Source organism: Marinilabilia salmonicolor JCM 21150 (genome assembly GCF_000259075.1).
Classification (GTDB): domain Bacteria; phylum Bacteroidota; class Bacteroidia; order Bacteroidales; family Marinilabiliaceae; genus Marinilabilia; species Marinilabilia salmonicolor.
Map to the genome: position 1 here is coordinate 172,901 of NZ_AJKI01000002.1, position 12,677 is coordinate 185,577.

A 12,677-nucleotide genomic window follows, 5' to 3' on the forward strand; every position below is an offset into this window, starting at 1 on the left:
GTACTGACCAAACACATGACTTTTTACAAACTTTCCCGACATTATAGACGGGCACTAAATAGACCAAAAGAGATGTCCAAACCGCTGGTTTCCATACAAAACTTATCTGCAGGATACAACGGAACTCCCGTTTTAAAGAATGTAAACCTTGATATACACCCAAATGATTTTTTAGGCGTAATTGGTCCAAACGGAGGCGGAAAAACAACACTCTCCAAGGTATTGCTGGGGATTCTCAACCCGCTCTCCGGCAAAGTATCTTTTCCGGCCGGTCGTCCCAATATCGGCTACCTTCCACAGGTTTCACAAATAGATCATTCATTTCCTGTATCCGTAAAAGATGTGATTCTCTCAGGAATGGCCCGTCCAAAAACCTGGTGGAAGTCCCTGTCGAAGGAAAATAAGGCAAAGGCCGATTATCTAATATACAAAACAGGACTCTCAGGCCTGGGCAACCGTCCCGTGGGCCAATTATCCGGTGGCCAGTTTCAAAGGGCATTGCTGGCCAGAGCTATCATAAACGATCCTCAACTGCTGGTATTGGACGAACCCGATACTTTTGTGGACAGAAGTTTCGAAAAAGAACTATACGCTCTCCTCGAAGACCTGAACCAAACAATGGCGATATTCCTGATATCCCACGACATAGGAACCATCTCTTCCATGGTAAAAACCATTGCCTGCGTAAATGGAACGCTGCATTATCATCCATCGAATGTACTGACTGCAGATGTACTAAAAGTTTACAACTGCCCTATTGATCTGATAGCACATGGTCCGGTGCCACACAGAGTGCTGAAAGATCACGAATAACAAACACCTCCTGAAATCCAACATTCAATCACATAAAGAAATGACCATGCAAAATATAATCTCACTTTTCGAATATCAGTTCTTCCAAAATGCACTGATGGCTGCCATTCTCACCAGCGCGCTGGCAGCACTGATAGGTACTTATATCGTAAGTCGCAAGGTTGTTTTTATCAGCGGAGGCATTACGCACGCTTCTTTCGGAGGGATTGGGATGGCCTATTTTTTTGGACTAAACCCGTTTCTGGGGGCAGTTGTGTTTGCCATAGGCGCATCTCTGGGAATTGAATGGATTTCAACCAGAGGGAAAATGAGAGAAGACAGTGCCATCGCCATTCTGTGGTCACTGGGAATGGCACTGGGAATCATTTTTGTTTTCCTCACCCCGGGCTATACTCCAAATTTGATGAGTTTTTTATTTGGGAGCATTTTGTCCGTGGGGATGGCAGACATCCTTGTCCTTGCAGTAGTTTTGGTAGTCACCTCACTCTTCTTCATAATATTATACCGGCCTGTTGTGGACACCGCTTTCGACCCTGAATTTGCCCGTACCAGGGGTGTTCCTGTTACATTCATCCGAAACAGCATGGCCATTCTGGTGGCGGTCGCCATTGTATTATCCATTCGTGTAATGGGCATTATCCTGGTGCTAAGTATTTTCACCATTCCACAAAATACCGCCCTTCTTTTTTACGGGAAATTTTCCGGTATCATCAAAGGATCAGTACTTTTCGGCATCAGTGGCTCCATTCTGGGACTAATAGCAGCATCGGCCTTTGACATTCCGGGAAGCGCAGCAATTATTTTTATGCTCACCTTGCAGTTTCTTATTTCAAAAACAATTGTTCTGATAAAAAAAAGAAACCAATCACGAATGTAAACCGCTAACACTCATTTTCCGGTTCTGTCTTTCCATCGTTCCCGGATAAAAAGGCTGCCAATTCCGGCAACAAAAATATAAGGAGGATACAAAAACGAAAAAGCAAGGAATCGAAATGTCCCGGAAGAGACAGCAAAAAAGTCCTTTCCCTGATTTATAAGCATCCGGTCAACAATTATTTTCATTGCCATAGCTCCCAACCACAAAAACAGAACTCTGAAGTCACTAACAGCAAAAAAAGGAAGTACCGTCAACCAGCTGTTCGTTACCAAAATCATCAATGCCACCAATTTCGCCCGAATATCAGTATATCCTTTACTTTTTCCTCCCCACCTCATACGCTGTAACAAAAAGTGCTTCCATCCTGAAGCGGGATGAGTTTTTACCATTGCCTGTGCCGACTTAAGGTAGGTAATCTTAAATCCTTCGGCCTTAAAAGCATGAAGAAGGAACACATCATCACCGGACAAATATTTTGCTCCCGGGATTTTCCTGGCTGTTTCCAGATAGGATTTCTTCTTAAAGGCAAGATTAGCTCCACTCCCAATCACCGGGACACGACAACCTGCAGCCCCTGCTGTAACCATCTGCAATGCCAGATAATCATTTTGCTGAAATGCTCCCAGCAAACCAGTCCCCTGCTCCATCCCGACAGGCATAATAATCATATCCGGATTCTGATTGATATAGGTTTCAGAAATGGTCTGAAGCCAGTCTCGTCCAAAGTGGCAATCAGCGTCCGTTGCCACAATCAACTCCCCGGTTGCAGCAGAAACTCCATGCCGGAGGGCAGCCTTTTTCCCATGCGCAGGTGAAGATTCCACCCGCAGCCAGTTGCATTTTATTTGCAATTCATGCAACAACTCAACTCCATTGTCTGCAGAATGATCATCCACCATCACCACCTCCAGGTGATGAAAGGAAAATCGCTGCCTGCCAATATCTTCCACAAGTTTCATCAAATTACTCTCTTCATTTCGAAATGGAATCACCACCGAAATAAAAACGCTTCGTCGGGAACGATGTTTCGTATTAATTTCAGGAAGACGATTCCATCCTTTCAAAAAGTAGAGAATCAATAATATATAACCGGCAATGATAATAAACGTTGATGCAGAAATCCAGATCATTTTGAAAAAGAAGCGGGTGGCTTTGCACAGAACAATGACCACCCGCATTTTTTATAATGTTATTAAAAATCCTAAACTACCATAGAATAAAACCGGTTCAGCAGATCATTTTTTTGTAAGAATCCAGTTTTCCATTTTTTGCTCCTGCAAGACTCGTTCCTGAGCTTCTCGTGCTTTAAGCACCGACTCATAAGAAACAGCACTCACCAGCACCATATTGTTGTAAGGCAAAACAGAAGCGTCCACAAAGCCATTTGCTTTAAGCTTTTTCACCAGCTTCTCTGCATTGGCTTTCTCTTTGAAACTACCAACAATAATATGATGTCTTGGCCCTTTGGCTTTCTCTGCTTCAGCTTTCTTACGAGCTTCCTCTTCTTTACGCAGGTGTTCTTCTTCCCGGGCTTTAACCATAGCAATACTATCTGCTTTTCGTTTAGCAGCCAATGTATCCACCACCTCTTTTTTCACAACTTCAGGTTCCTTCTTTTTATCCTCACCTGTCCAAAAAAGAAAATACAACACAATCAGTACGATGGGGATAAGAATAAGCAAAGCTATCAGCCAGGGCGGCAGCCCGTTTCGTTTTTCCTTTTGAACCACCGTGGTCTTTCCGCCTGATGCAGAGGCCTCTGGTTTTTTATTCCGGGCAGTTGTTTTGTCTCCCTTCGGGGGCTGTTTTTTATCCGATTCCTCTTTCTTTTCATCCAGATTCAGAAGCTTACCGTCACTTTTAACTTCTGAAGCCTTTTTACCCTTTTGCTTCTCTTCAGCTTTTTCCTTTTCTTCAGCAGCCGGATCTTCAGGGGCATTGTTATCAATATCAAGTAATTGTGCATCACCGGTTGCGCTCTTTGATTCTTTTTCGGCCTTGTCATCGGGCAAAAGATCTGCCAGATGCGGATCCTGTGTGAAGCGGAGAATACCATTCTGATCTTTGGTGAATGTACCAAGCTTTTCGATGGTATATTCTCCCTGCTCATCCAATTCTTTCTTAATCTTATCCACAAACTCAGAGACCATATCGGTAGCTTCTGTAGTTTGAATACCTTTTTGAGTACTGACATGATTTATGAGCAACCCGTCATTAAAACTCAGGAAGTTGTTGAATAACACGGTGGTGCCACTATCCCTGGAGACAATAAAAGCCCCGAAATTAGGCACAATAACCCGATTATTACTTTTTATTAATTCAAGTAAATATTGTTCCATACCCCACTAATGGTTTTAAATACAATCATTTTCAGAAAATAAATATAGCGAGTTTTACACAAAAATAAAATTCTTTATATTTTATCACCCGAACAAATACTATTTGGTGTTTGTCTATAAAGTCCAACTTCTGCGTTGTTGCTCAAAATCTAAATCCTCAAATACATTAGTATTCGGCGGTTTAGATTTTTCACACGCCTTGAATTTGAACTTTCTATCTAAAACATGTGAAAAACGCTTAGTTTATGGACAGGCACTATTTCTCTTTACTTTGACACATTATCATTTTGCTTAAAAATCGGCTAAATCCGAAGAACCGAGAATAACAGGTTCTTTTGGTCCGACCCGATAAACATTTGTAACTTTGGGGCAATTCCGGAGTATTATTTCACGGAAAAGCAGAAACTGTAACTTGTCCAATGGTTAAAATAAAATCAGATATAGAAGGTTTTCAGGCAACACGGCCTGTGCTGACAATGGGAATGTTTGATGGCGTTCACAAAGGACACCTGGCTCTATTAACATCATTGATTCAAAAAGCCAAACAAATCAACGGCGAATCCGTGGTCCTTACATTTTGGCCACATCCCCGAATTGTATTAAGTCAGGAGCCTGAAAAACTTCGACTGCTGACAACATTGGAAGAAAAAACCCGCTTATTGAGTGAGGCCGGTATTGACCACATCATTATATTACCATTTACCAAAGAATTTTCTGCACTCTCGGCACAAGAGTTCATTCAAAAATACCTGGCAGGCAAGATAGGCATCAGTCACTTAATTGCCGGTTACAATCATCGGTTTGGACACGGCGGAATTTCACGCCCCGAATTGGAAAAACTGGCAGAACAACATCATTTTGGATTGGATTTTTACGGTCCGGTAACCATCGGCGGTGTCAAACCCAGCTCCACAACTATTCGACGCTACATCAGCGATGGAGACGTTTGGGAAGCATCTGGTTTTCTGGGAAGATTCTATTCAATAAAAGGACGAATTGTGGGAGGTAAACGACTGGGCAGAAAGCTTGGATACCCCACTGCAAACATCCGGATGGACGAATCCATTAAACTAATCCCCCACGATGGGGTTTATGCCTGCAAAGTGCATCTGCTGGGAAAAAACTACGGGGGAATGCTCAATGTGGGTGGAAGACCGACCATAGACGGGGATAACAGTGAAAAATCCATGGAAGTGCACATCTTTAATTTTCATAGAGAAGTGTATGCAGAAGAAATTCGGGTAGAATTTATAATGCGCACCCGCCCGGAAATCAAGTTCTCGAATATAGATGCCCTGAAAGAGCGATTAAGAAAGGATGAAGAAGAAGTAAATGCAATACTCCGGGAAAAAGGAATCATCCGGAGTTTGTAATACATTTTTAATGGTTGCTTGTTGTTTTTAACAGCAGGACACTTTATTCAATTCAAATACTTTCACAATCAAGACTTTATTAGATGTCATATCTATTTTGTAACTTTGCACTCAGATTTTTTTGAAAAACCTGTTTTGCCCTCACGCCACACCAGCGTATAACCCGGAAATACAGACGTCATATCGCAACAACAGATACTTAAAACATATGGATTACAAAATTAAAGACATATCTCTGGCTGAATATGGCCGGAAAGAAATTGAAATCGCAGAAAAGGAGATGCCGGGTTTGATGGCATTGCGTGAAAAATTTGCTGAGGAAGCACCTCTGCGTGGAGCCAAAATCATGGGTTCTCTGCACATGACCGTGCAAACTGCGGTACTGATTGAAACATTGACTGCACTCGGTGCTGATGTTCGCTGGGCCAGTTGCAACATCTATTCCACTCAGGATCATGCAGCGGCTGCAATAGCTAAGTCAGGAGTTCCTGTTTTTGCATGGAAAGGCGAAACCCTCGAAGAGTACTGGTGGTGCACCGAGCAGGCGTTGAACTTTGGCGATGGACAAGGTCCCGATTTGATTGTGGACGATGGCGGGGATGCCACTATGATGATACACAAAGGGGTGGAAGCGGAGAAAAACCCTGCCATCCTGGAAAAAGATTACAGTGGCGAGGGCGAAGATTTCCGCGAGTTAATGGCACTTCTCAAGCGCCTGCACACCAACAACAGCGATCGCTGGCATAAGGTAGCCAAAGGCCTGAAAGGGGTAAGTGAAGAGACCACCACCGGAGTGCACAGATTGTATCAGATGATGGAGCGCAAAGAGTTGCTATTCCCGGCCATCAACGTAAATGACTCCGTTACCAAATCAAAATTTGACAACCTTTACGGTTGTCGCGAAAGTCTGGCCGATGGAATCAAGCGTGCCACCGATGTAATGGTAGCCGGAAAAACAGTCCTTGTATGTGGATTCGGTGATGTTGGTAAAGGATGTGCTCAGAGTATGCGTGGCTTTGGTGCTCGTGTACTGGTAACCGAAATCGATCCCATTTGTGCACTTCAGGCAGCAATGGAAGGATATGAAGTTACCACCGTGGAAGATGCAGTTAAAGAGTCTGACATTTTCATTACTTCCACAGGAAACCGCGACATTATCACCGTGGAGCACATGGGGCAAATGAAAGATATGGCGATTGTCTGTAACATTGGTCATTTCGACAATGAAATTCAGGTGGAAAAACTGGAAAATCTGCCAGGGATCGAAGAGACTAATATTAAACCACAGGTAGATAAGTTCACTTTCAGCGACGGACACAGCATTGTGCTTCTTTCCCGTGGTCGTCTGGTTAATCTGGGAAATGCCACCGGGCATCCCAGCTTTGTAATGAGTAACTCATTTACCAATCAGACACTGGCTCAGTTGGACCTGTGGCAAAAAGGTTATGAAATTGGTGTTTACACTCTCTCCAAAAAACTGGACGAGGAAGTGGCCCGTTTGCATCTGGGCAAACTGGGTGTAAAACTCACCGAACTGACTCCGGAGCAGGCAGATTACATCGGGGTGACCCCGGAAGGCCCATACAAGCCGGAGCATTACAGGTACTAAAACCAAATTCTATCATTAAGTATAAACGGGCGGTAGTAATATCGCCCGTTTTTTATTACTCTGCCACCAATAATAAAATATTAGTACCCGGACGATACCACAAGCATGTTGTTGGCACTGACCCCTGTTTCATAAACATGGAGATTCCTGGTGGAGGGGCCTTCAATAACCTCACCGTAAGGTGATGCCAATAAATATTGAGACCCGCAACATGGACAAACAGCAATGGAAGGATCCTCTTCCAAATCAACCGTCAAACTGCAACCCGTACTTTTTTCATGAGGACACATCAAATCAAAAGCATAATAAGTTCCACCTGAATTGTAAACCACAATCCCATTAACACCGACAAGATCATTCATCATATCGCGTCGGGCAGTGAATACACTTTGGGAATATTCAGCATAACTCAGATCAAAATATCCGACGAAGCTGCGCCGCGGAAAATCATCACGCACAGCATCACTGCATGAAAAAAAGGCAAGAAAAAAGGCAAGAACAGTTGTCACTTTAATAAACCGATCCTTAAATTGAAAAAAAAATACACTCATACAAAAAAGAACATCAGCAATATAAAATTTGAGGACTTTCTTTGGTTAAGTCAAAAGTTGGGGCTAATTTAGGACTTTAATTTCAAACAATAAGCTTTCATTGAATGGATGGCATCGGCGAAATAATATACATCATCATCATGGTGGTGATATTCATCTTTTCGGCTTTAAAGAGAAAAAAGCCGAAAAGGAATGATATGCCTGCACCAGAGAATCAGGAGTCCAGAAGTCCATTCGATGAAGTATTCAGTCCTTTCAAAGAAATTTTTGAAGACGAAGAGCCAACACCTCAGATGAGTCCTCAAGAGCAACAATCGGAAGAAGAACCGGCTGCCATGGATAAGGGGATAAAAAATCTGAAAGGTGCACCATTTGTCAAAGAAGACTACGTATTTACGGCAAATGCATCCCCCACAGACGCCCGCCGACAACGAAAAAACCAGGCACCGGGAAGACAGGAAAACCTAAAATCAGAAGAATCAGGGTCATTAAGGGAAAAAAAAGAAAGTTACAACAACTTAAACGACTGGTTTAACTTAAGAGAAGCGGTCATCTACTCTGAAATTCTCAAAAGACCCGATTATTAGGAACTTCCACCTCATCATTGTCCGGACTTAATTTTTTTATACCAACAACATTTGCTAAATTTGTAGCAAAGAGTCCCGGACTATAATATAGTCTCAGGGATTCTTTTCTTTTTATATACCCACGATAAATTAGTGAATAGATTTTAGATGATAGTAATTAGATAATCTGACAAAATTGATTATCTGAAACCAAAACACAAATAATAAACAATTTCAAATAAATAGGAGGATTAAACAATGTCTAATGTAAGTTACATAACCCAGGCAGGGTTAAAAAAGCTTCGTGAAGAGTTGGTTCAGCTGGAATCGGTTGAACGCCCAAACATCTCGAAACAAATAGCCGAAGCCCGCGATAAGGGCGATCTTTCAGAGAATGCAGAATATGATGCAGCCAAAGAGGCTCAAGGCCTTTTGGAAATGCGCATTGCCAAACTGAAAGAAACCATAGCCAGTAGTCGCATCATTGATGAGTCGAAAATTGACACCTCAAAGGTTCAGATGTTGAACAAGGTTAAAATTAAGAACCTCAAAAACAATGCAGTAATGACCTACACGCTGGTTTCAGAATCGGAAGCCGATCTGAAAGCCGGTAAAATTTCTGTTTCCACACCTATTGCACAGGGATTGATGGGCAAAAAAGTAGGAGATAAAGTAGAAATCAAAGTACCATCAGGTGTAATGCCTTTTGAAATCATTGATATTTCTTTGTAATTTCACAAAAACAAAGAAATCATTTTTCATAAATTTCATTGAGCTATGGCAACCATTTTTTCCAAAATTGCAGCAGGAGAAATTCCCAGCTATAAAATTGCAGAAGACGACCGTTTCTATGCTTTTCTGGATATCAACCCTCTGGCCAAAGGACATACGCTGGTCATCCCCAAACAGGAAACAGATTATCTGTTTGATCTGGACGACCAACTCCTGGCAGAAATGATGGTTTTTTCAAAGAAAGTGGCCCTGGCTATAGAAAAAGGGATCCCCTGCAAACGCATCGGGGTAGCAGTATTGGGACTTGAAGTTCCGCACGCACACATACATCTGGTGCCACTAAATGCAGAATCAGACATTAGTTTTTCAAAACCAAAACTGCAGCTGCCAAAAGAAGAGATGGAAGCAATTGCTGAAAAAATCAAATCAGGTTTTTAGGAAGTAACCAACATACTTCTAAAAAGCCGTCCCCGAAGCCTCAAAACTTCGGGGACGGCTTTTTTTATTGGGCCTCCGCCCTCCCCCAACCCATCCCAGGGAGGGGGATAAAGCCTCCCCTAACCCCTCCGAAGGAGGGGGTTTAAATAACCTTGATAATTTAAGGTTTTTTCGTTGGGGGTCACCTTCTTTTTATTTCACTCTTCCCGGGTTTTGCCGGATAAATTCTTTCCAGCTTTTGGCTCCGCCACTGCTGACCAGATTTTGCTTCTGAAAAAAGTGACAAACAGCAGCCGCCAGTCCATCGGTAGCATCCAGATATTTGGGCATCTCTTCCAGCTTCAGGTACTGCTGCAAAAACATGGCTACCTGCTCTTTAGAAGCATTACCACGGCCGGTAATGGCCTGTTTGATCCGAAGGGGAGCATATTCAAAGATGGGCATTGAGCGGGAAAGTGCAGCGGCCATAGCCACTCCCTGGGCACGCCCCAGTTTGAGCATCGACTGCACATTTTTGCCGTAAAAAGGAGCTTCAATGGCAAGCTCATCGGGATGGTACGAATCAATCAAACTTACCACCCGCTCAAATATTTTTTGAAGTTTCAAATAATGATCCTTGTACTTGGCCAGTTCCACAGCACCCATAGCAACCAGTTTTGGGGTTTTTCCTGTTACCTCAATAATCCCATACCCCATAACGGTCGTCCCGGGATCGATTCCGAGGATGATTTTCTCAGCAGGTATTTTGGCCATAAAGGGCTCCTAGTCTATCTTAATTAATACCGAGTTAAAATTGGTTATACTTTCCCCAAACCGGGCCCTGAATTTGCTGAACACAGGAGCAGATTCCTGTTGTAAAATTTTCAGTTCCCCAGGCGTGGAGCAACGTATCTGAACAGAAAAAACCAACATCTCCTGATTTACATCCGACTCCACTTCAAAAATCTCTTTACTACTCCCCGGCACCAGTTCCGAAACAAAGGGGAAGAATGTTTCCTGAAGCCAGCTTTCCCAATCGGAACGATACTCTTCGGTAGTATAAAAAGATGCGTTGAATATATGTCGTTTGTTTGTCATATATAGTTTATAAAGCCCCTCCGGGGAATTTAGGTAGTTCTTATTTGATACCGGTCTAACGATGTAAAAGTCATGAGTCTGGTCAAAAAGTGCCAGTTGCTAAGCCTGCCCTGATCCTTCGGGGACGCAAATGGTACTTAATGGACAGACTCTTCTATTTACCTTGTCTATAAACTAAGCAAATTCTGTTTTTAGAAGTGTGTTTGTTCAGAAAGTGCCAGTTACAAGGCTTGCGAAGTCCGAAAATACGGAGTTTACTTTTCGTAAATGAGTAATTTTCGGACAAGCGTAACGCAGTAAATGGTACTTTATGGATAGACACTTCTATTTAATCAGTTCAGTTCCCATAAACGGAACCAACACTTTCGGAACTCTGATTCCCTCCGGTGTCTGATTATTTTCCAGAATAGCCGCAACGATCCGGGGAAGTGCCAATGCACTACCATTCAGCGTATGTGCCAACTGTGGTTTCTTCTCCCCTGCTTTTCGAAAGCGCAATTTCAGGCGGTTGGCCTGATAAGTCTCAAAATTTGAAACCGAACTCACTTCCAGCCAACGCTTTTGTGCTGCTGAGTAAACTTCAAAATCGAAAGTCAACGCAGAAGTAAAGCTAAGGTCTCCTCCACAAAGGCGAAGAATACGCCATGGCAATTCCAGCTTTTCCACCACCGACTGAACATGAGCAACCATTTGCTCAAGAATCTCATATGAGTTATCAGGGTGAGCCACCTGAACAATTTCCACCTTATCAAACTGATGAAGGCGGTTCAGTCCCCGTACGTGTGCTCCCCAGGAACCAGCTTCACGCCGGAAACAGGCAGAATAAGCACATTGTTTTACCGGTAGATCTTTCTCATCCAGCACCACATCCCGGAAGATATTGGTCACGGGCACCTCGGCGGTAGGAATCAGGTAAAGGTTATCCTCAGTCACATGATACATCTGACCTTCCTTATCGGGAAGCTGTCCGGTGCCAAAACCTGAATCTTCGTTAACCAACAGTGGTGGAAGCACCTCATTGTATCCTGCTTTGGTAGCTTCATCCAAAAAGAAATTTATAAGCGCACGTTGCAAACGGGCACCCCATCCTTTATACACCGGAAATCCGGCACCGGTCAACTTGGTTCCCAATTCAAAATCAATCAAATCGTATTTGGAAGCCAGTTCCCAATGTGGAAGGGCATCTTCAAGCTTTGGAATTTCACCCCCCTCACGTTCCACCAGGTTATCATCCTCTCCTTTCCCTTCAGGAACCGAAGAGTGCGGAAGGTTAGGGACCTGCACCAAAAATTTCTGAATATCAGATTCTGTCTCCCCAAGTTGTCCATTCAGAACACGAATCTCCTCCTTCAAAGCACCCGTTTTCTCGCGAGCCTCATTGGCTTCATCGGTTTTTCCCGATTTGAAGAGCTGACCAATGGATTTAGACAGGGTATTCAGTTCGTTCTGTTTCTTGTCCGCCTCCGCCTGTGTGGTTTTACGATCATTATCGGCAATTATAATTTTATCCACAATTTCATCGGCATCAAACCTCTTGGTTTTCAACCGGGTCACAACATCCTCGCGGTTTTCCTGAATGTACTTGAGTGTGAGCATATTTTCGGTATATGTTTGTTTTGTTTTGGAAACACAAAAAATCTCCTGAATTTGTTACGAAAGTAACAAAAACAGGAGATTCAAAGAATTTTTTTATGAATAAACTTATTCTGCAGCTGCCGGATCAACAGAAACAAAAGACTTGTCTCCCTGTCTTTTACGGAACACAACTGTTCCGTCGGTCAGTGCAAAAAGCGTGTGGTCTTTTCCCATGCCGACATTATCGCCCGGGTGATGCTGAGTACCACGCTGACGTACAATAATGTTACCGGCTTTAACGCCCTGGCCGCCAAAAATCTTAACGCCCAAACGTTTACTTTCTGATTCGCGTCCGTTTCTGGAGCTACCTACACCTTTCTTATGTGCCATATCGCATTAATTTTTTTTCGTGATTAACCTTCAATGTTTTCGATCTGAATCTGGCTCAGATACTGACGGTGTCCGTTTTTCTTACGATACCCCTTGCGGCGTTTCTTTTTGAAAACGATTACTTTTTCACCTTTCAGATGGGCCAATACTTTGGCAGTAACTTTGGCACCTTCCAAAACGGGAGCACCAATCTTCACATCACCATCGTTGTCAACCATCAAAACCTGGTCAAACTCTACTGAGGCTCCTTCTTCTGCATTGAGGCGGTTCACATAGACCTTTCTGTCTTTCTCAACTTTGAATTGCTGGCCTCCAATGGATACAATTGCGTACATTG

15 protein-coding genes are annotated in these 12,677 nt (G+C 43.1%); 7 read left to right on the forward strand and 8 right to left on the reverse strand.

The window, feature by feature from the left end; genetic code table 11:
- Positions 1-15 precede the first annotated feature (15 nt).
- Both W7W_RS0101355 and W7W_RS0101360 read left to right on the forward strand, forming a co-directional pair.
- Positions 16-813, forward strand: coding sequence for a metal ABC transporter ATP-binding protein (locus W7W_RS0101355; protein WP_238532123.1), 798 nt, complete (start codon positions 16-18; stop codon positions 811-813).
- A gap of 46 nt (positions 814-859) precedes the next feature.
- Positions 860-1,690, forward strand: coding sequence for a metal ABC transporter permease (locus W7W_RS0101360; RefSeq protein ID WP_025006691.1), 831 nt, complete (start codon positions 860-862; stop codon positions 1,688-1,690).
- 11 nt (positions 1,691-1,701) lie between these two features.
- On the opposite strand, the gene W7W_RS0101365 is transcribed toward W7W_RS0101360, so the two are convergent.
- A complete protein-coding gene (locus W7W_RS0101365; RefSeq protein WP_010662077.1) occupies positions 1,702-2,868 on the reverse strand; it encodes a glycosyltransferase in 1,167 nt (388 codons plus the stop codon).
- A 57-nt stretch (positions 2,869-2,925) separates the two neighbouring features.
- Positions 2,926-4,029 (reverse strand): SPOR domain-containing protein, encoded by a 1,104-nt coding sequence (locus W7W_RS0101370; protein ID WP_010662078.1) that lies wholly within the window; start codon positions 4,027-4,029, stop codon positions 2,926-2,928.
- 419 nt (positions 4,030-4,448) lie between these two features.
- Here W7W_RS0101370 and W7W_RS0101375 point away from each other — a divergent pair, with 419 nt between their 5' ends.
- Both W7W_RS0101375 and ahcY read left to right on the forward strand, forming a co-directional pair.
- On the forward strand, positions 4,449-5,402 hold the full coding sequence (locus tag W7W_RS0101375; protein ID WP_010662079.1) for a bifunctional riboflavin kinase/FAD synthetase: 954 nt from the start codon (positions 4,449-4,451) through the stop codon (positions 5,400-5,402).
- A 208-nt stretch (positions 5,403-5,610) separates the two neighbouring features.
- A complete protein-coding gene (ahcY, locus tag W7W_RS0101380) occupies positions 5,611-7,011 on the forward strand; it encodes an adenosylhomocysteinase (protein WP_010662080.1) in 1,401 nt (466 codons plus the stop codon).
- Positions 7,012-7,091: 80 nt separating this feature from the next.
- On the opposite strand, the gene W7W_RS0101385 is transcribed toward ahcY, so the two are convergent.
- Positions 7,092-7,562: a Rieske (2Fe-2S) protein gene (locus W7W_RS0101385; protein WP_010662081.1), complete on the reverse strand. Its 471-nt coding sequence runs from the start codon at positions 7,560-7,562 to the stop codon at positions 7,092-7,094.
- 104 nt (positions 7,563-7,666) lie between these two features.
- Between W7W_RS0101385 and W7W_RS0101390 the strand changes: the two genes are divergently transcribed.
- The 3 genes from W7W_RS0101390 to W7W_RS0101400 all read left to right on the forward strand — a co-directional run bounded on the left by W7W_RS0101390 (position 7,667) and on the right by W7W_RS0101400 (position 9,298).
- On the forward strand, positions 7,667-8,149 hold the full coding sequence (locus tag W7W_RS0101390; RefSeq protein WP_010662082.1) for a hypothetical protein: 483 nt from the start codon (positions 7,667-7,669) through the stop codon (positions 8,147-8,149).
- Positions 8,150-8,386: 237 nt separating this feature from the next.
- Complete coding sequence (gene greA / locus W7W_RS0101395) at positions 8,387-8,860, forward strand: transcription elongation factor GreA (protein ID WP_010662083.1); 474 nt, start codon at positions 8,387-8,389, stop codon at positions 8,858-8,860.
- A gap of 45 nt (positions 8,861-8,905) precedes the next feature.
- A complete protein-coding gene (locus W7W_RS0101400; RefSeq protein ID WP_010662084.1) occupies positions 8,906-9,298 on the forward strand; it encodes an HIT family protein in 393 nt (130 codons plus the stop codon).
- Between the two features lie 192 nt (positions 9,299-9,490).
- Here the strand turns inward: W7W_RS0101400 and ruvC are convergent, their stop codons facing one another.
- The 5 genes from ruvC to rplU form a co-directional block, all read right to left on the reverse strand.
- Positions 9,491-10,051, reverse strand: coding sequence for a crossover junction endodeoxyribonuclease RuvC (ruvC, locus tag W7W_RS0101405; RefSeq protein ID WP_010662085.1), 561 nt, complete (start codon positions 10,049-10,051; stop codon positions 9,491-9,493).
- Between the two features lie 9 nt (positions 10,052-10,060).
- Positions 10,061-10,375, reverse strand: coding sequence for a DUF4286 family protein (locus W7W_RS0101410; RefSeq protein ID WP_010662086.1), 315 nt, complete (start codon positions 10,373-10,375; stop codon positions 10,061-10,063).
- Between the two features lie 324 nt (positions 10,376-10,699).
- On the reverse strand, positions 10,700-11,971 hold the full coding sequence (serS, locus tag W7W_RS0101415; protein ID WP_010662087.1) for a serine--tRNA ligase: 1,272 nt from the start codon (positions 11,969-11,971) through the stop codon (positions 10,700-10,702).
- A 105-nt stretch (positions 11,972-12,076) separates the two neighbouring features.
- Positions 12,077-12,340 carry a 50S ribosomal protein L27 gene (rpmA, locus tag W7W_RS0101420; RefSeq protein ID WP_010662088.1) on the reverse strand — a complete coding sequence of 88 codons (264 nt, stop codon included), beginning with the start codon at positions 12,338-12,340 and terminating at the stop codon, positions 12,077-12,079.
- A gap of 23 nt (positions 12,341-12,363) precedes the next feature.
- On the reverse strand, positions 12,364-12,675 hold the full coding sequence (gene rplU, locus W7W_RS0101425) for a 50S ribosomal protein L21 (protein WP_010662089.1): 312 nt from the start codon (positions 12,673-12,675) through the stop codon (positions 12,364-12,366).
- Positions 12,676-12,677: the final 2 nt, after the last annotated feature.

What these genes read in the sequence shown, in the direction of transcription:
- W7W_RS0101355 (WP_238532123.1), top strand. Translation starts at nt 16, where the DNA reads ATGACTTTTTACAAACTTTCCCGACATTATAGACGGGCACTAAATAGA.
- W7W_RS0101360 (WP_025006691.1), top strand. Translation starts at nt 860, where the DNA reads ATGCAAAATATAATCTCACTTTTCGAATATCAGTTCTTCCAAAATGCA.
- W7W_RS0101365 (WP_010662077.1), bottom strand. Translation starts at nt 2,868, where the DNA reads ATGCGGGTGGTCATTGTTCTGTGCAAAGCCACCCGCTTCTTTTTCAAA.
- W7W_RS0101370 (WP_010662078.1), bottom strand. Translation starts at nt 4,029, where the DNA reads ATGGAACAATATTTACTTGAATTAATAAAAAGTAATAATCGGGTTATT.
- W7W_RS0101375 (WP_010662079.1), top strand. Translation starts at nt 4,449, where the DNA reads ATGGTTAAAATAAAATCAGATATAGAAGGTTTTCAGGCAACACGGCCT.
- ahcY (WP_010662080.1), top strand. Translation starts at nt 5,611, where the DNA reads ATGGATTACAAAATTAAAGACATATCTCTGGCTGAATATGGCCGGAAA.
- W7W_RS0101385 (WP_010662081.1), bottom strand. Translation starts at nt 7,562, where the DNA reads ATGAGTGTATTTTTTTTTCAATTTAAGGATCGGTTTATTAAAGTGACA.
- W7W_RS0101390 (WP_010662082.1), top strand. Translation starts at nt 7,667, where the DNA reads ATGGATGGCATCGGCGAAATAATATACATCATCATCATGGTGGTGATA.
- greA (WP_010662083.1), top strand. Translation starts at nt 8,387, where the DNA reads ATGTCTAATGTAAGTTACATAACCCAGGCAGGGTTAAAAAAGCTTCGT.
- W7W_RS0101400 (WP_010662084.1), top strand. Translation starts at nt 8,906, where the DNA reads ATGGCAACCATTTTTTCCAAAATTGCAGCAGGAGAAATTCCCAGCTAT.
- ruvC (WP_010662085.1), bottom strand. Translation starts at nt 10,051, where the DNA reads ATGGCCAAAATACCTGCTGAGAAAATCATCCTCGGAATCGATCCCGGG.
- W7W_RS0101410 (WP_010662086.1), bottom strand. Translation starts at nt 10,375, where the DNA reads ATGACAAACAAACGACATATATTCAACGCATCTTTTTATACTACCGAA.
- serS (WP_010662087.1), bottom strand. Translation starts at nt 11,971, where the DNA reads ATGCTCACACTCAAGTACATTCAGGAAAACCGCGAGGATGTTGTGACC.
- rpmA (WP_010662088.1), bottom strand. Translation starts at nt 12,340, where the DNA reads ATGGCACATAAGAAAGGTGTAGGTAGCTCCAGAAACGGACGCGAATCA.
- rplU (WP_010662089.1), bottom strand. Translation starts at nt 12,675, where the DNA reads ATGTACGCAATTGTATCCATTGGAGGCCAGCAATTCAAAGTTGAGAAA.